Raw genomic sequence first — 18,393 nt, 5'->3', positions numbered from 1 at the left:
TTCGCTAAAAGATTCTTTTTAGCGAAATATAACGAAGGAAAAACTCAAAATTATAAGTCAATCGTGGTATTTATTTTGGGTAAATAAAGTTCAAGATTAGCATTTTTAAAAGCATCTAAAGCTTTTTGATGATCCATGACAATAAAGCCAAAAGTATCATAATGAACGCCAAGAATTTTATGAACACCAACCATTTTTGATGCTTCGATTGCTTCTTCAATTCCCATTGTAAGTCCGTCACCAATTGGGAAAACAGCAAAATCAAGTTTGGTAAATTTTAGAATAATCTGCATGTCTAGAGTTAGCGCTGTATCTCCGCTGTAGTAAAAATTTCCTTCGGGAGTAGTCAAAACAAAACCACAGGCAATTCCTCCGTAAGAACCATCCATAAAACTGCTTGGATGTTGTGCAATAACACATTTTACAGTTCCGAAATCAAAATCAAATTTTCCTCCAGGATTAATTGGATGCGCATTTTCGATGCCTTGCTTCAATAGCCAATTATAAATTTCAAAATTTCCGAGCACTTTTGCGCCTGTATTTTTTGCAATTCTTTCTACGTCCAAAATATGATCGTAATGAGCGTGAGAAATCAAAATATAATCAGCTTTTATGGCATCAATATCAACCTCTTTTGCTAATTCATTTGGACTGATAAAAGGATCAAAAAGGATATGTTTTCCATTGGTGAAAACCGAAAAACAAGAATGTCCGTAATAAGTAACTTTCATGATTATAAGTTTTAATTAGTAAATAATTAGTATTATTTTTCAAGAAATATGCCACTAGATTTATGCTTTTATGTCGGAGCATAAAATTACTTAAAAATCTTTTTTCTTCAAACAGCGCCCTCTCGGTTCATTTGCTTCGTGAAGTACAATTTCAGAATGTAGAAATTCTGCTGCTTTTGCAGAATCTTTTACTTTTACGGCGCTTCGTTTTAGCATTTCGGTTTCAAATTCTGTCAAAACACTTTCTCGTATTCCTGCCTTTTTCCAATGCGCTACAGATTTACATCCTTTAAATATTTTACGAGCTAAAGAAAGTGCATCCAATAAAGCCTGATTGGCGCCTTGTCCTTTAAACGGGCTCATCGGGTGTGCGGCGTCTCCAATTAAAGTAATCTGTTTTCCTTTCGAAAGTAATTCGGAACTCAATAATTCGCGATCATAAACGGGATAACCTGAAATTTTATTTTCTTCAGTAGCCAGTAAAATCTGCGGAATTGGATTGTGCCATTGCGTTCTGCGAATTGCTTCTTCTTTTAAAGCTTTTGGTCCTTGCAAACTCAATGTTTTAGCCTCTTCTTCTAACATTGGAAAGCTAAGTTGCCACATTACAGAATTGGTGTCGTAAGGCATTATATAGATTCTTTCGTGTCCGTTTGCCGTTTGAAAAACCGTTGCAGAATCTAATAAAGGACTATTTACGTCTTTTAATGAACTTAAAGGACAAATTCCTAAAATTACGATACAATCTAAATAACGTAAAGGAGTATTATTGTCTCCAATTAATATTCTTCGAACCGAACTTCGAATGCCATCTGCGCCAACAAGAAGATCTGTTTTTACTGTTTTAGTTTCTCCGTTTACTTGAAAGGTTAAGTCAATTTTATCGTTTTCGGTTTCTCTAAAGTCAATTAATTGATGTTTCCATTGAATTTTATCCTGACCGCCCAATTGCTCTAACAAAGCCAAACGCAATGCTTGACGCGCTATGTGAATATTGGTACGTTTTGTTTCTTTCTTTTCTTCAGATTCGAGCCATTTTCTAATTCCCCATTCTCCAATTACTTTTCCCTCAACTGTATGAACCAAATGTCTTGTAGAAACGACTCCATTTAAAGAAAAAATGCCCAATCCATGAATTGCTTTGCTGGCCTGTTGTAAAGTAAGTCCGTAACCTTGAGAGCGCGATTCGAAGTTTTCATCACGTTCGTAAATCGTAAATGGAATTCCTCGATGAAGACAAGCCACAGCTAAGGCAACTCCGCCAATTCCGGCACCAATAATAGCCACATGAGGGTAATTTTCTTTATTTGGAATAACAGGATTTTCAGATTGAACTAAGCCAGATCCAGAACAATGTAAACAAACAATTTTTGGCGCTTTCGGACGAGTGGGAGCAATGCCTTCGCTATTGTTTTTTTCAAATTGTTCTAATGCCGATTGGTATTGAAGCCTTACTTTCTTTGTAAGTCTTTGGCTTTTCTTACCTTGTCCTTGACACTCGGGGCAAATAGTCCACATAATTGATTTATCCTTTTAAGTACTGCAAAATTAGAATTATTTTTAAAACTTGTATGACAGTGTTATTTTGTAATCTTTTAAAATGATTTTATAAGCTGATAATAAGTTGTTTGAAGTAATTTTATAAAACATTTTAAAACGTAGAATTATGAAAACGAATAGCCCAACTCCGAATAACAACAATAAGAATGATTCAAACAATAGAAGCGATACAAGAAAACATCAATATAAAGATCACGATGAAGTTTTGACAAATGATGAAAATTATGATGTAGACAGCAAAAAGTTTAAAGGTCAAGAACCAGATTTTGATGATAAGCTGAACAACGAAGAAAAAAAATAGAATTTGAAAACGTCTCCTAGTTTTGTGAGACGTTTTTCTTTTCATGTAAATGTTAAAATTGACTTTTTTTCATAAAAATGATGAACTGAAAAAAAATATAATTTGATTTTTATAGATTTGTATAATCTCCCATTAGGAGTTGATGCCCCAAAATAAATTACCAAAGACAATGAAATTCGTTACTTCACTATTTTTTCTGTTCCTATTTGTTTATTCAAATTCATATTCACAATTGAGCTCAGATAAAATATTCGAAAGTTTTAAGCAGGGAGAGCGAACTAATTGTTCTTCGATTGCTTTTATCAAAGCTTCCTTAAATGTTTACGGATTAGATAATCTTTTCGAAAGCGAAAAATTAAACGATAATCAATACAAGATTACCTTAAAAAATAACGCTTCGTTTCATTTGAATGATGATGAATTAAAAAAAGCCAAAATATCTGCTGATTTTGTTTTTATTAAAGATACAGAAGAAAGCGAGAAAATTGTAGACTATGCCATACTTACTTATGCAGTAATGGCGAAGTACAAACAGATTATCGATAAAGAATCGACTTTTGAAAGTGCATTGGAAGATTTAGAAGAAGGTTCTGTTTACACTCCAACAATTTATAAATATTTAGGTTTTAAAATTGGTAAACAAGTAGAAAAGCTTAAAAGAGAATCTGGAAGCGAATTTTGTGGTGTAGTTGCTTGGTCTACAGCGCATGCTGTTTTTGTATGCGAAGATTTTATGGACTATTATGGAAACAGAAAAAGTATCTATATAAAATATCCAGGTCGTTTTAGAATAATAAAATAAGCATCTAAAAATTGCCAAATTTAAGCTTCGAAAAATCTGACTTATTTTTTACTTTTTGTTACAGAACAACTTAACAGTAATGTTAACCTAAAAAAATAAATAATAAACTTGCAGTTTAAGTTAAAATGCCTACTTTTGCTGTGATCCAATAACCAAATCTACTAAGACAATGAAAAGTAAAATTTTTTTACTAAGCTTTCTTTGCTTTTTAACGACTGTGGCTGTTTCAGCTCAAGCAAAGAATGCTCCTAGAAGTATTATCAGTACAACAGCCATAATCCGTAAATACCACGATCAGAAAGAATTAGCTGGTATGCAAAAAGGAGAACTTTTAGAATTGTACATTGAGCGTATCAAGGTTTTAGTTAAAACGTTACCTTATATCGCTTTGGTTACTAAACCAGGTGTTACAATGGCAGACTTAGGTATTCCAGACGATAACGAACACAAAAAAGTATTAGACGGACAAGCAGTTGGTACAACAACTTTCTTAGAAACAACGGTTGAGTTCCAAAGAAAAATGATGCCATATTCTGATAAAGGAAATCTAATTGCTGCAATTTTGTTTTACGAAAGCACATTAAAATCTTTACATGAGTTTAATGAATTAAACGAAATGTAATATTTTATAAAACATAAAAAAAACTCCAAGGTTTATGACTTTGGAGTTTTTTTTTATCTAAAATTTTAGAAGTATAATTAAAAAAATAGAACAAACTATTTAGAATATTCAAAACAGATATATCATTTCTAGTTTGTTAACTGTTTTTCTCTGGATTATTTTGAACATAGGTAATAAACGTTAGCGGAGAAACGCCTGTTATTTTCTTAAATGTAATAGTGAATCTGCTATGAGAAGCAAAACCAGCCTGATCTGCCAGATAGCTAATTTTATATTTTAGGTAAGACTCATCATTTTTTAATCTGTCGATAATATAATTTATTCGCAACTCATTGATATAGCTAGCAAAATCTTTTGATTTGTGTTTATTAATGACATAAGATAAATAACGATGGTTGACATTTAATTCTGCTGCAACTGAGTTTAATGAAAGTGTTTTATTTAGAAAAGAAAATGATTTTTCGAATTCTATAATACTTTCCAGAATGCTATTTTCAGTAGCTTCTGACATATATTCTTTGGTAATTTCTTTCTTTCGCTCAATATCAGTGTTAACTTCGGTGTCTGTGTTTTGAGGAGGTTTAGCATTAATAAACTCTCTGATTTTCTTATAATCTTGTTTTCTTTTAAAGAAATAAATTGCAACAGTAAAAATAATTGCCAAAACACAAATGCTTATAATTACAATTCTGTTTTTTTCATATTGAGATTGACTGTCTTGATGTTCTTGCCGAAGCGTTTTTATTAAATCATCTGCAATAACTTTTTTGTTGTCATTTTCGGCTTTACTTAGTTTGAGGTTTTTTTCATTGTAAATGATGTATTTTTTTGAATTAGTAACTTTGTAAAATTCCATTAGAGAAGTATAAACCTCTTGTTTTAATGCAGAGTAATCTGATTCTTCTGCAATTTTTTCGGCCTTAATGTAATTAAATTGCGCTTTTTTATAATCTTTTAATGAGGTGTAGACATTTGCTATACCATTATAAATAAAGCCTTTCAACGGACTATCATAAGATAATGACGTTTGAAGTTCTTTTTCTGCTTTTTCATAATGAAATAAAGCCGAATCGCTTTTTTTCAATTCCAGATAATTTCTCGCAATAAGTTCATCGTTTATGGCAATTTGGTAATTCTTATCACTCGTTCCTTCTGCTTTTTCAAACAATTGAATGCCTTTTTTAAGATGTTTGATCGCTTTAACATAATTTGAATCAAGCAGTTCATAACACGCTAATTCTTGAGACAGATTTCCTTGAAATCGATACATTTCGCTTTTATCTTTTATTCTCCTGCTAATTAAAACTGCCTTGTTTAGATATGTTTTTCCGGCATGAAATATTTCACTTTCGCGATAAAGAGAGGCTAAAAAGCCATAAATTTTAGATTGTACGACAAAATCTTTTTCTGCTAAAGCAAAGTTTTCAGCTTCTTTTAAAGCAATTATAGCTTGATTATTAAGTCCGTATTGATACAAAATATGCGCTTTTAGCATACGGGTTTTTATTTTGTCTGAATTATTCTTTGCAATTCCGAATAAATAATCGGTATTACTGAGTGCTTTTTTAGGATTTGAGCTCAATAAAACCTGATAAGTTTCAGTATAAATCTGATCGAAGGTTTTTTGCGAATAACCCAAATAATTGGAAAGAAAAAATAAAATAAAGGCAAGAGTAGTTTTTAAATGCATGTAATAATATGGCTTGTAAAACTGAATACTTTTTGAACAACAAGGAATTCAATTTATGATGGAACACGGTTTGTTAGAAAGAGGTAATGTAGTTATTATTTTTTGAAATGATGCTAACTCTTTTTTTTCTTAACAACATTAAATTTTTATGTGTTTTCTCTCAAGTTAGAGCATTAAGTTGAGTAGTACTTTTTCGTCTCATATTGCGCTAATTTGGGTCAAATTTCTATTTATTGAAGTTTAAGCAGATGCTTTTACAAATTTTAATTTCTTTTTTTAAAGTATTGTTTAATAGTGTTTTATTTCGGTTTACCACTTTAAATATTTTACTTATTACGTAATAGATAAAGAAACGCCTCACAATTTACATCTTCTTATTGCTAGTTTCGCAATCGAATTTTTTATGGATGTAAAAGATTAATTTTTTGTTTAGTAATAGTTTTTGTTGAACTGCTGGTTTCATAAAAGGTACAAAATCTACTCTAAACTATTTCGCTATGTTTTACTAATCTGCAATTGCAGGCTTTAGAGGGGTCCGGAGTTATTTGGTTTAATTAGCAAAATCAATAGGGATATATAATGTGTCTGAGATCAGCAGTTTTCAATAAATAAATAGAGAATGAAAAGAAAATATACCAAATCGGCATTATTGTTAGTCGATATTCAAAATGAATATTTTTACAAAGGAAAAATGGAGTTGGATGGAAGTTATGAAGTTGCTTCAATCGCTAAAAAAATGCTGGCTGATTTTAGAAAAAAAAGAAAAACAGTAATTCATATACAACATATTGCATCACATAAAAATGCATCACTTTTTGTTTCAGGAACTTATGGCGCACAAATATATGAAGAAGTTATGCCTATAGAAGGTGAAACAATAATTACCAAAGACAATACAAATAGTTTTTCTGGAACAGAATTGTTTGATTACTTAAATACAAAACAAATAGAGCATCTAACTATTGTCGGAATGATGAATGATATGTCTAATGATCCGACGGTTCGTACCGCCAAAGATTTAGGGTTTAGAGTAGAAGTAGTTGGAAATGAATATGCTGTTTAATAACTTTATTTTAAGAATGAATCTTTGAAACCATTATTTCATGGTTTTTTAATTGTCTGAAACAAAAAACTTTTAGGTGAAGTTTTAAAAAATAAGACCCGATTATTGTCATAGTTTTTTATGATAATAATCGGGATTTCTGTTTTATAAAAATTTTAAAAGTTAATTTGAATCCCTGTTTTGCTAATTTTTTACTAAAAAACTTACGTGAGTTAATTTTATTTGTATTTTTTAAATATTTGATTTACAGTATTTTGTTTTTACTAAAACGATTTTGTTAACATTTATTTTGCAAAAAAAGTGCAAAAAATTTTCACATTAAGTTTTTTAATTTACCTTTGTTCTATCAAATTAGTAGAATTTAAAAAAATGAGCACTTCAAGATTACCAATTATCGATTATACTTCTCAAAAAACAGCTTTTGGCATGTCTTGCCGAATGCGTTGGTGCTGCTAAAATTCCCCACTTAATAAATCAAAAAATCTATTTTCTAATAAGATGTATCCTTTTCGGAGGAGAAGTCATGTATAAATGCCAGTTTAAACAGTATTAACCAAAAAAAAGATAAAAATGAAAAAACGAATGTGTAGATAAAAGAAGAAAAACCATTCCTGCTGGAACAGAAATGGTGGAGCTTAAAGAAATTGTACATCTCTAGAAGAAAGCAAAAACGGAATAAATCTGTTTTCTGCTCACTTCATTTATTAAACTAAAACAAAGTAATGAAAAAAAAATTAGAAAGATATACATGGTTATGTATTTTGTTGATTTCCATAGGGGTTAACGCACAAGAAACGAAACCGTTAATCCAATCAAAACTCGAAGGAATCGTAATTGACGCCGTTACAAAAGAGCCTGTTATTGGTGCTTCAATTAATATAAAAGGAACTACGCACGGAGTTCAGACAGATTTTGATGGAAAGTTTTACTTCCAAACGGGACAAAAATTTCCTTACACTTTACTAGTAAGCTTTTTAGGATACAAAAAAGCAGAAGTTGTGGTCGATAAAAACGCTGTAGTTATTGAACTTACAGAAGAAAAAAATCAGTTATCTGAAGTAGTTGTTACCGCTTTAGGTATTTCAAAAGAAAAGAAATCTTTAGGATATACTACACAAGCACTTAAAAACAAAGATCTTGCAGAGACAAAAGAAACAAACTTCTTAAACAGTCTTAGCGGAAAATTAGCCGGTGTTCGTATTACAAACTCTCAGGGAGATATGGGATCTTCTAGAATTATTATTCGTGGAGAAACTTCGATTGCAGGAAATAACCAGCCTTTATTTGTGGTAGACGGTGTTCCTGTAGATAATTCACAATTAGGAAGTGTTGGTGGAGCTACACGTGACTTTAAAAATGCAATTGCCGATTTAAACCCGAATGACATTGAAACGTTGACCGTTTTAAAAGGCCCTAACGCAGCAGCGCTTTACGGATCGCGTGCAGCGCATGGAGTTGTTTTAATTACTACAAAATCTGGAAAAAGTCAGAAAGGATTAGGAATTACATTGAATTCTGGAATTACAATTTCGCAGGTTGCAACATTGCCAAGTTTCCAAAACTCATACGGACAAGGTTCAAACGGAAGATTTAGCTTTGTAGACGGTAAAGGAGGCGGAATTAACGATGGTGTTGACGAAAGCTGGGGGCCAAGAATGGATGGACGTCTTATTCCACAATTTTTCTCGAATGGAGAAGCAGTGCCTTTTGTTGCGCATCCAAATAACGTGAAAGACTTTTTTAATGCAGGAGTTACGTATGATAATAGTATTTCTGTTGCTAGATCTGATGAGAAATCAGACTTCCGTTTAGGTGTAAATAATCAGAAACAATTGGGAACGGTTCCTAATAGTGAGGTAAATAAAACAAACTTTACCATTAATACCAATTATCAGATTTCAAAAAATATTAAAGTTGGAGTTACAGGAAATTATATTACAACTAATGCTCCAGCTTTACCAGGTGGTCCGTCAGGTAACCGTGCTGCAGGTGTAATGCTTCAGTTTCTTTGGTTTGGTCGTCAAGTTGATATTAATCAGCTTCAAAGCAATAGAGACGTTAACTGGAACAACAGCTACTATAGTAATCCTTATTGGAATGCTTATTACAATACAACAAGCCAGCAGCGTAATCGTATTATTGGAGATGTGCATTTGGATGCAAAATTGGCTGAAGGACTTAATTTTAGATTCCGTACAGGAGTAGATTATTATAATGACCGTAGAAAATATACCATCAAATATGGTACAAACGGTACACCATTCGGATCATATGCTGAAGACGCTTACACTGTAAACGAACAAAATACAGAAGGGATTTTTACTTATACTAAAAAACTTACTGATGATTTTAGTTTAGATGCGCTTGCCGGATTCAATATTCGTAATCACAGCGACGCAAACAACTATCAAAAAGCGCCACGTTTGGCTGTGCCAGATTTGTATACATTAACTAATTCTAGAGATCCGTTAACTTCTTCGAATACATTATCTAGATTGAGAGTTTATAGTGCTTATGCTTCAGCTCAATTAGGATATAAAAATTATGCGTATTTAAATTTAACAGCTCGTAACGATTGGTCATCAACGTTACCAAGCAGTAACCGTTCTTATTTTTATCCTTCTGTTAACGGAAGTTTGATTTTATCTGAAGCGTTAAACTTAAAAAGCAATACGCTAGATTTCTTAAAGATACGCGGTGGATGGTCTGAAGTAGGAAATGATGCAGATCCTTATCAATTATCGACAATTTATAATTTCCAAACAGCATTTGACGGAAATCCAATTCAAACTTCTTCACAAAAGAAATTGAATGAGAATTTGAAACCAGAAACTACGCGTTCTACAGAAGTTGGTTTAGAAGCTACTTTCTGGAAAAACAGATTACATTTTGATGTTGCTTACTATAACACAAATAGTTTTGATCAGATTTTGGAAATCAAAACAACAGCTTCAAGTGGATATAATTCGCAGTTAATCAATGCTGGAAAAATAAATAATAATGGTATCGAAATTCAATTAGACGGAAGTCCAATTCAAACTGAAAACTTCAAATGGAATATTGGAGCAAATTATTCTAGAAATAGAAGTAAAGTAGAGATTTTGGATTATGCGAAACAGATTCAGAATTACACAATTGGTTCTTCGGGAGGTGTTGATGTTTTAGCGTCTGTAGGACAAGCTTACGGAGCACTTTATGGAACAGCTTATTTACGCGATGCCAGCGGAAATATTGTAGTAGGAGCAAACGGATTGCCAAAAGCTGATCCAACAAAGAGAGTTTTAGGGCACTATACTCCAGATTATCTTGCAGGTGTAACGAATACTTTGACGTATAAAAATCTTGAATTATCATTCTTAGTTGATGCTAGTGTAGGTGGAGAAATTTTCTCAGGAACTAATAGAACAGGTACTTACACAGGAGTTTTGGCAAATACACTTCCAGGACGTGGTGCTGAAAATGGTGGTTTGAACTATTACTTAAATGGTACGACAAAGACATTAGTTAACGGAACTGCACCTGCTGGAGCAACAGTATATGATGATGGTATGATTTTTAACGGCGTTTATGAAAATGGAAGCCCAAATACTACAGTTCTTAGTGCGCAGGAATATTATAAAGCTTCATACAACATTAGCGAAGCTTATATATACAGTTCAACTTTTGTAAAAATGAGAGAAATAAAATTGTCATACAATTTTACAAAGACATTTGCTAGAAAACTGGGATTAGAAGGAGCAAGTATTACTGCAGTAGGACGTAATTTATTTTTTATCTACAAAGATGCACCAAATATTGATCCAGAAACAGCTTTCAATACTGGTAATGCACAAGGTTTGGAGAGTTTAGCTTTGCCAACAACCAGAAATTTCAGTCTTAACGTTAACCTTAAATTTTAAAAACACGAAATCATGCTAAAAAAGCTATCATATATAATCTTATTCGGATTGACACTGACTTCATGCAGTGATACTTTGGATGATATTAATAAAAATCCAAATGCAACCGAAACTCCATTAGCTCCTTACTTGCTAACCGGAACATTAAAACAAGGAGCCGATTTATATTGGGGTTCAGAAAACAACTTTAATTCGTCTCTGTTATTTGTTCAACATTGGGCTAAAATTCAGTATACAGAACCAGATCGATACGATGTTTCTAATACGTCATTCACTTCTTTATGGAATACAGGTTATGCAACTTTAATTACAGATTTGAATACAATCATTAATTTTCCTGATGCACAAGCTAATTCAAACTATAAAGGAATTGCTTTAACGCTTCGTTCTTGGACATTTCTATTGCTAACAGATGCTTACGGGAGTATTCCGTACAAAGAAGCGGGATTAAAAGTAACTCCAGCATACAATACGCAGAAAGAAGTTTATACAGGTTTGCTTGAAGATTTAGCAAAAGCTCAGTCTTTATTAGCTTCAACAAATGGTACTGTAACAGGTGATTTGGTTTACAAAGGGGATGTTGCAAAATGGAAAAAATTAGTGAATTCGCTTCGTTTAAGAATTGCATTAAGAATTTCTGATAAAGAACCAGCTTTAGCAAAACAAGCCGCTATAGATGCAACAAGCGATGCAGGCGGATTATTGAGCAGTAATGCAGATACTTTCAAATTTACATATATCAGTTCTCCACAACAAAATCCAGCTTCAGCTTGGTTTGAAACTCGTGATGATTTCCGTATTTCAAAAACAATTGTAGATAAATTGACTGAATTATCAGATCCTCGTTTACCAGTTTATGCACAATTGCCATCAGATGCAACTGTAGGCAAATATGTTGGAGGAGGAAACGGTTTATCAAATAGTGATGCAAATAGTCAAGGTTTTGCAAAAACATCAAAACCGGGAACTTATTTCTTGACTTCGACATCGCCTGCTGTTATTTATTCTTATTCGGAAGTATTATTTAATCTTGCTGAAGCGGCTGCAAGAGGTTTTATTTCTGGAGATGCAGAAACATTGTATAAAAATGCCATTACAGCATCATTTAATCAATTTGGTATCACAGATGCAACTGCTATTTCTAATTACCTTAATCAGGCAGGTGTAAAATACGATGCATCCAATTATGCCAAATCAATTGGAACTCAAAAATGGATTGCATTCTACGGACAAGGTTTGGATGCTTTTACAGAATGGAGAAGATTAGATTATCCTGTGTTAACAGCCGGTCCAGCTACAGTTTTGGACGGAAAAATACCTTCTCGTTTCTTTTATCCTGGAACTGAACAATCTTTAAACGGTGTTAGTTACCAAGCTGCAATCGCTGCTCAAGGAAAAGATTTATTGACTACAAAACTATGGTTTGATGCTAAATAAATTATAGAGCAAGTTTAAAAACATTATGTAAGGATATAGTCCTGCATCAGTAATTGATGCAGGACTTTTTGTTTGCTAAGAATGTTAAATTCAGGTTTTTAAAGGAAATTTTAACAGTTAAGTGTCGCATTATCAAATATTTATTATATCTTTAACACTTGAATATGGGAATTGTATAAACTTTCCGTATAATTTTGCAGCAACAAAGTATGAATAGACACCCAAATCTTTTTTTAACTTAAACAAATTGCCTTTATATGAGAATATTTTTTATGGCACTGCTTTTTTCTTTAACTTCCTTTACAACCTACAATGTAACGGCTAAGAAAGACATTTTAAACGAAGTTGAATTCGCAAGACTTAACGAGCATGTAAGCGAAATAAAAGCGTTTACTAAATTGAACCACAAATACAGCAGCAAAATTGCTTTTCTTGTGGATATGAAAATCAAATCTGGAAAAAACCGTTTCTTTGTTTACGATCTTGAGAAAAACGAAATTATCGACCAAGGATTAGTAGCTCACGGATCTGGTTCTGAAACTGGAATTAAAGGAGATATTCTTCAATTTAGCAATGCTCCAAATTCTAACTGCACTTCTTTAGGAAGATATTCTGTAGAGAAAGCATACAACGGTGTATTTGGAAAAGCTTTTAGACTTGCTGGTATGGATGAAACCAATAGCAATGCAATGAAAAGAGCTATTGTTTTACACAAATACAGAGAAGTTCCAACAGACGAGCAAGGATATTATATTATTAATAGCCACGGTTGTCCAATGGTAAGCGAAGTATTTTTCAAGAGATTAGAAAAAATCATAGACAGTTCAAATTCAAAAATTTTACTTTCAGTTTATTACTAAGATTTTTTAAAAATAAAATTTAAAAAGAGCACTAATTAGTGCTCTTTTTTGTTTTACACGATTTTTAATCATTTAAGAATAGGAGTAAACGAAATATCGTTTTATGTTTTCGTTCTGGAACGAAATAAGGTTGTATAAAATATTTTACTTATATTTAATGTGTTGATTTTTAGCTGTTTGTGTTTTTAGTTTGATTTTTGAATGTCTAGTGTTCAAAACATTTAAAAACAATAATCATGAAACGAAAAGTCAAACAATCGAAAACAAAACAATTAAAAATAATTGCTCTTATCTTACTAATTGGTCTTTCAGTAAAAGGGCAAACATATTCTGAGCAGGAAAAAAACACCAAACAGACTGTAGATAAATTCTTTGAATATGTCACAGCTAAGGATCCAGAGAAAATAGCTTCTATGGTTTCAGAAAATGTAGATTGGTACATTTTCGAGTCAAAATATATGCCTTGGACAGGACATCGCAATAAGAGATCGGAAGTTGTAGAGTTATTCAAAACGCTGTTCAGCTATTTTATTGACGGAAGTGAAAAACTCGAAGCAAAATCATTTTTACTCCAAGGAAATCAAGTAGCCGTTTTTGGAACTATCGAAAGAACAGTAAAAAAGACTGGAAAACATTTTAAAATGCCTTTAGCGATACATCTTACTGTTGAAAATAACCTGATTAGCCAATTTACAATTTATGAAGAAACATTAATCATAGAAAAAGCTTTTCAATAAAAACTCTAAACAACAACCAAAATGAAATACCAGAATTTATTTAAAGAATATGATTTAGGTGGAAATCGTTTAAAAAACCGATTTTTAATGGCGCCAATGACTCGTTCCAGATCTTCTCAGCCGGGAGATATTCCAAATGCTTTAATGGCAGAATATTATGCCCAACGAAGTACTGCAGGACTTATTATTACAGAAGCAGTTCAGATTTCGTTACAAGGAATGGGTTATGCTAAAACTCCTGGAATTTATAGCGAGGAACAAATACAAGGTTGGAAATTGGTAACCGAAGCCGTCCATAAAAATGGGAGCAAAATATTTTTGCAATTATGGCATGTTGGCAGAATTAGCAGTTCTAAAGTAAACGGATTACAGCCAATTGCACCTTCAGCATTAACGGCACAAAATACGAGCGTTTATATTTTTGATGGAGCACCAAATGGCGATGCTACTTTTGTACCTGTTGACGAACCAAAAGAAATGGCTAAAAGCGATATTGATAATGTTATAAAAGAATTTGTTCAAGGAGCAAAAAATGCAATAGAAGCAGGTTTTGACGGAGTAGAAATTCACGGCGCAAATGGTTATCTAATTGATCAGTTTTTGAGAAGCAACAGCAATAAAAGAACAGATGAATATGGAGGATCAAAAGAAAATAGAATTCGGTTTTTAATCGAAATTACTAAAGCTGTAGTAAATGCTGTGGGAAAAGAAAAAACTGGCGTTAGACTTTCTCCTTTTATTAGTTTTAAAGATATGAATGATCCAGAAATTCTAGAAACGATCATGTTAGCTGCAAAAGCTTTAAATAAACTTGATGTCGCCTACATTCATCTCTGCGAAGCAGATTGGGATGATGCGCCTCAAATTCCAAATGATTTTAGAGTACAACTTCGCGCTAATTTTGATAAAACAATTATTGCAACGGGAAATAAAACACCAAATGAAGGAGAACAATTAATACAAGATAATCTTGTAGATTTAATTGGTTATGGAAGAAAATTTTTAAGCAATCCTGATTATCCAGAAAGGGTAAAACAAAATGCTTATCTAAATGAAATTTCAGATAATCATACTTTATTTGGAGGCGGGACAGCCAGAGGTTATACCGATTATCCATTTTTGAAATAAAGAACTTTAGATGAAGAAACTAGCTCTTCATCTAAAGTTTCAGCTATTCTATTGAAAAAGATTGTCCCACGGATTATCAGTTCGAAAAGGAACGGCTGGTAATCCTTCTTTGTTAATAAAATTAGATTGTGCACCTTCATTCCATCCAAAACGAGCAGCGGTCGGATGAAGAATTTCTGGAGCAGAAACAATAATTTTATCTCCTTTTATTTCTGCATTTGCATTAACAAATTTTCCATCATTTCCTGCAATAGTAAACCAGTTAAGCGGTTTTCCGTCACGACTTGCTAAACCGCTTCCTAGATTAGAAAAGGTTATTTCTATAGTATTATCAGCAATTTTCATTTTTTGGTAAACTGGTCCAGACCAAACAATGTTTTTTTGTCCATACGTTTTATTTACTGCAAGAAGGCTTAAACGACGGCCAATTTCCCACTTGTATCCTGGATGCAAATCGGCGATACTGTCAACCAAATCGGTAATGGCGATTGTGTTTGTATTTTTTAAATGAAGCGCCAATTTTTGCGATTCCCAAAATTCTGGAAGCTGTTCTGCGCTATGAGGGCGTTCATCTTTGGTAGTCGAATAGGCGTAAGGAGCAAGTTGAACAAAGTAAAAGGGCAGGTTTTTATCATTCCAATCGTTTCGCCAACTTTCTATTAACGTCTTGAATTTATAAGCGTAACGGATATTTTCATTAAGAAAACAATTCGATTCTCCTTGATACCATAAAAAACCTTTTAAAGTATATGGAATTAGAGGCTGTATCATGGTATCATAAAACTTTCCTGCATCACCGCCATCAGCGCTAAGTTTTTCTAATGTTTTACCATTTTTTAGTTTAGGAGTTATTTCCATTTTTGAAGACTGAATCCAAGGTTCAATTCTGCTTCCAGGAACTGCTGCCGAAATCATTCCGATAGGAACGTTTAATTTAGCATACAAATCTTTCGCAAAATAATATCCAACAGCAGAAAAATCTACTAGAGGTTTTCCCATAGCGGCATCCCAACCTAAATGTTCAGGACTTGGATCCATGTATTTCCTGCGATCCAAGAAAATACGAATATTAGTATTGTTTGCCTTATTCAAATCATCTTCTGGTGGTTTGTATCCTTTTGTAGCGGTTTCAAATTTGCTATATTTTCTCATAGCATATTCCATATTGGATTGACCAGAACAAAGCCAAACTTCACCGATTAGAATGTTTTTAAGAACAATAGTATTTTTTCCTTTTATAGTCATTTCACGCGGAGTAAAAGACGCTTTCATTGGTTTCAATTTAAGCGACCATTTTCCCGATTGATCTGCAACTGTTGTTTTGTTTTGTCCAGCAAAATCTACCGAAATCTTTTCGCCTGCACTGGCAGTTCCCCAAATTGATACTTCTTTATTTTGCTGTAAAACCATATTGTGTCCCAAAATTTTAGGAAGGGTAATTTGGCTGAAAAGGTTTAAACTGCAAAGGAGTAAAAGGCCTAATAATGAGAAATTCGATTTGTTGAAATGCATTTTTTTAATTTTTGTATCCTCTCAAAAATAGAGAAATATGATTCCGTTTCCATCCTGTCGTATCCTGAGAGATTTTTTTAATGTTTATTATTCAAATATATTTTGTTCTTTAATCACTCCGTTTCCCGATTTTGCAATAGCAATTCTAGAACTTTCTATAAATTCTACAAGTTCAAATTCTTTAAGTTCTTTTATCAAATTAATGCTTTGTGTTTCTTGAACTGTATATTCAAATATGGTGTAAGAGCTATCAACATTAAGATGTCTGGCATTGTATTTTCTTAGAAGATCGTTCAATTTTTCATTAATCATAATTTGATTCGTTGGAATTTTAAAAAGTACAACTTGCGTCCAAACAATATCTTCATTGGTATGATAAGAACATTTAAAAACCTCAATGATTTTTTCAATTTGGAGCGCAACATTTCTAACAGCTTCTGAACTTTCGGTTATTAAAATAGTGTATTTGTAGATGTCATCCATTTCAGAAAGCGAAATATTAAGACTTTCAATTTTAATATTTCTACGCGTAAAAACGAGCATTATTTTATTGAGTAAATCAAATCGATCTTCTGTGTAGATTGTCAAAGTGTGTTGTTCTTTCATTTGTTGTTTTAAAATTTGTTTAGAGTTAATTTCATTTTGAAGTAAAAAAAAACCTTTCTCGTTTTTGACTGAGAAAGGTTGATTATAGACAATATAATTCCGACTCGTCAAAAGAGACAGGTAATAATAATTGCGCTAATAATAATTGATTTTAAATTTTTCATATTTTTCTAAATAAAAAAACCTCCCTGTTGAGGGAGGTTTTTAACTTATAGCTGTAAACTTAATTAAAAAGACACTCCTCACAATTATCGCCGATAATTATGTTGATGTTAATAATAATTGTAATTAAGTTTTTCATTTGTTTTCTTATTGAATGGCAAATGTAATTATTTTTATTTAATTGAAAACTTTATTTCAAAATACCTTTTTTAGTTTTTTTAATGAAATAAAATACCATGATATGCATAAATAGTAATGAATTTCTTAAATTTGTTATAAGGACAAAAACTTTTCATCATGCCAATAATTGAACAGTCAGATTACAATTTTCCTTCTATAATGCATCGAAACAGGCATATTTCTACCATTTATGCCGCTTTGATTAAAAAGTTTGATGTTCCAGAATACACAAGGGCAAAACATGAGCTCAATGATGGCGATTTTATTAATATTGATTTTATTATAAACGATTCCAAGAAAGCCGTTATTTTATGTCATGGTTTAGAAGGAGATTCCAGAAGAACTTACAATAATAGTTGCGCGACTTATTTTCAGCAGAAAGGCTTTTCAGTTTTTGCTTGGAACAATCGAACTTGCGGTGGAGAAATGAATCGCCTTCCTAGACTTTACCATCACGGAGCGGTGGACGATTTAGATGAAGTGGTTCAATTTGTTTTTAATAAAGGTTTTGAAGATGTTTACTTAATTGGATATTCAATGGGCGGAGTTCAGCTTTTGAATTATTTAGGCTGGACAAAAATCGATGAACGCGTAAAAGCAGCCGTTTCGATTTCGGTTCCTACACATATTAAAACAAGTGCAGAAGTGCTGAAACAAGGTTTTAATAAAGTCTATTTGAAGAATTTTACAATCGATATCAAAAAGAAATTGAAATACAAAGCGGCACAGTTTCCAGATTTTATCAATAGCGATCAGATTGACAAAATCACTTCTTTTGATGAAGTCGATCAGTATTTTACTGCGCCTCTTCACGGTTTCGCGAGTCGAGATGATTATTATCAACGTGTTTCTCCTGAGTTTTCTTTAAGTAATATTACCACTCCGGTTTTGATTATCAATTCGCTAGACGATCCTTTTCTTGGAGAAAGATGCTATCCGAGAGCGATTGCAAAAGAAAGTGCTTACGTTTATCTTGAAACTCCAAAATACGGTGGACATTGTGCCTTTCCTCTCAGAAATTCGACTTATTCGTACGCAGAAAAAAGAGCTTTTGATTTTTTTGAATCTTGTAAATCTGCTTAGTTTTAAAATAGTAATAAAAA

Annotated in this window: 15 protein-coding genes; 10 read left to right on the top strand and 5 right to left on the bottom strand. The window is 32.4% G+C overall.

Annotated features, from left to right (window positions below):
• Positions 1 to 50: 50 nt before the first annotated feature.
• Both HNP35_RS13375 and HNP35_RS13370 read right to left on the bottom strand, forming a co-directional pair.
• Positions 51 to 731, bottom strand: coding sequence for a metal-dependent hydrolase (locus tag HNP35_RS13375; RefSeq protein WP_184162781.1), 681 nt, complete (start codon positions 729 to 731; stop codon positions 51 to 53).
• Positions 732 to 821: 90 nt separating this feature from the next.
• Positions 822 to 2,249 carry an FAD-dependent oxidoreductase gene (locus tag HNP35_RS13370; protein ID WP_184162779.1) on the bottom strand — a complete coding sequence of 476 codons (1,428 nt, stop codon included), beginning with the start codon at positions 2,247 to 2,249 and terminating at the stop codon, positions 822 to 824.
• Positions 2,250 to 2,397: 148 nt separating this feature from the next.
• Here HNP35_RS13370 and HNP35_RS13365 point away from each other — a divergent pair, with 148 nt between their 5' ends.
• From HNP35_RS13365 to HNP35_RS13355, 3 genes are all read left to right on the top strand, one after another.
• Positions 2,398 to 2,592, top strand: coding sequence for a hypothetical protein (locus HNP35_RS13365; RefSeq protein ID WP_184162776.1), 195 nt, complete (start codon positions 2,398 to 2,400; stop codon positions 2,590 to 2,592).
• 232 nt (positions 2,593 to 2,824) lie between these two features.
• Positions 2,825 to 3,394: a hypothetical protein gene (locus HNP35_RS13360; protein ID WP_246453518.1), complete on the top strand. Its 570-nt coding sequence runs from the start codon at positions 2,825 to 2,827 to the stop codon at positions 3,392 to 3,394.
• Positions 3,395 to 3,563: 169 nt separating this feature from the next.
• Positions 3,564 to 4,016 carry a hypothetical protein gene (locus HNP35_RS13355; RefSeq protein WP_184162771.1) on the top strand — a complete coding sequence of 151 codons (453 nt, stop codon included), beginning with the start codon at positions 3,564 to 3,566 and terminating at the stop codon, positions 4,014 to 4,016.
• Positions 4,017 to 4,152: 136 nt separating this feature from the next.
• On the opposite strand, the gene HNP35_RS13350 is transcribed toward HNP35_RS13355, so the two are convergent.
• A complete protein-coding gene (locus HNP35_RS13350) occupies positions 4,153 to 5,706 on the bottom strand; it encodes an AraC family transcriptional regulator (RefSeq protein ID WP_184162769.1) in 1,554 nt (517 codons plus the stop codon).
• A 619-nt stretch (positions 5,707 to 6,325) separates the two neighbouring features.
• Between HNP35_RS13350 and HNP35_RS13345 the strand changes: the two genes are divergently transcribed.
• From HNP35_RS13345 to HNP35_RS13320, 6 genes are all read left to right on the top strand, one after another.
• Positions 6,326 to 6,769 (top strand): isochorismatase family protein, encoded by a 444-nt coding sequence (locus tag HNP35_RS13345; protein WP_184162767.1) that lies wholly within the window; start codon positions 6,326 to 6,328, stop codon positions 6,767 to 6,769.
• Between the two features lie 722 nt (positions 6,770 to 7,491).
• A complete protein-coding gene (locus tag HNP35_RS13340) occupies positions 7,492 to 10,668 on the top strand; it encodes a SusC/RagA family TonB-linked outer membrane protein (RefSeq protein ID WP_184162765.1) in 3,177 nt (1,058 codons plus the stop codon).
• 12 nt (positions 10,669 to 10,680) lie between these two features.
• Entirely contained in the window at positions 10,681 to 12,105 is a 1,425-nt protein-coding gene (locus HNP35_RS13335) for a SusD/RagB family nutrient-binding outer membrane lipoprotein (protein WP_184162763.1), read from the top strand.
• 257 nt (positions 12,106 to 12,362) lie between these two features.
• Complete coding sequence (locus HNP35_RS13330) at positions 12,363 to 12,965, top strand: murein L,D-transpeptidase catalytic domain-containing protein (RefSeq protein ID WP_184162761.1); 603 nt, start codon at positions 12,363 to 12,365, stop codon at positions 12,963 to 12,965.
• Between the two features lie 236 nt (positions 12,966 to 13,201).
• Positions 13,202 to 13,702 (top strand): nuclear transport factor 2 family protein, encoded by a 501-nt coding sequence (locus tag HNP35_RS13325; protein ID WP_184162759.1) that lies wholly within the window; start codon positions 13,202 to 13,204, stop codon positions 13,700 to 13,702.
• A gap of 21 nt (positions 13,703 to 13,723) precedes the next feature.
• Positions 13,724 to 14,830, top strand: a complete 1,107-nt coding sequence (locus tag HNP35_RS13320) for an alkene reductase (RefSeq protein WP_184162757.1) — start codon at positions 13,724 to 13,726, stop codon at positions 14,828 to 14,830.
• A gap of 48 nt (positions 14,831 to 14,878) precedes the next feature.
• Here HNP35_RS13320 and HNP35_RS13315 read toward each other — a convergent pair whose 3' ends face one another.
• Together HNP35_RS13315 and ilvN are read right to left on the bottom strand one after the other, a co-directional pair.
• Complete coding sequence (locus tag HNP35_RS13315; RefSeq protein ID WP_221433453.1) at positions 14,879 to 16,342, bottom strand: sialate O-acetylesterase; 1,464 nt, start codon at positions 16,340 to 16,342, stop codon at positions 14,879 to 14,881.
• 87 nt (positions 16,343 to 16,429) lie between these two features.
• Positions 16,430 to 16,948, bottom strand: a complete 519-nt coding sequence (gene ilvN, locus HNP35_RS13310) for an acetolactate synthase small subunit (protein WP_184162754.1) — start codon at positions 16,946 to 16,948, stop codon at positions 16,430 to 16,432.
• A gap of 459 nt (positions 16,949 to 17,407) precedes the next feature.
• Here ilvN and HNP35_RS13305 point away from each other — a divergent pair, with 459 nt between their 5' ends.
• Positions 17,408 to 18,373, top strand: coding sequence for a YheT family hydrolase (locus tag HNP35_RS13305; protein ID WP_184162751.1), 966 nt, complete (start codon positions 17,408 to 17,410; stop codon positions 18,371 to 18,373).
• Positions 18,374 to 18,393 lie beyond the last annotated feature (20 nt).

This window comes from Flavobacterium notoginsengisoli, assembly GCF_014207905.1.
GTDB classification, from domain to species: Bacteria; Bacteroidota; Bacteroidia; order Flavobacteriales; family Flavobacteriaceae; genus Flavobacterium; species Flavobacterium notoginsengisoli_A.
Note: the sequence above shows the minus strand (reverse complement) of the source record. Positions and strands in the feature narration are given on the sequence as shown.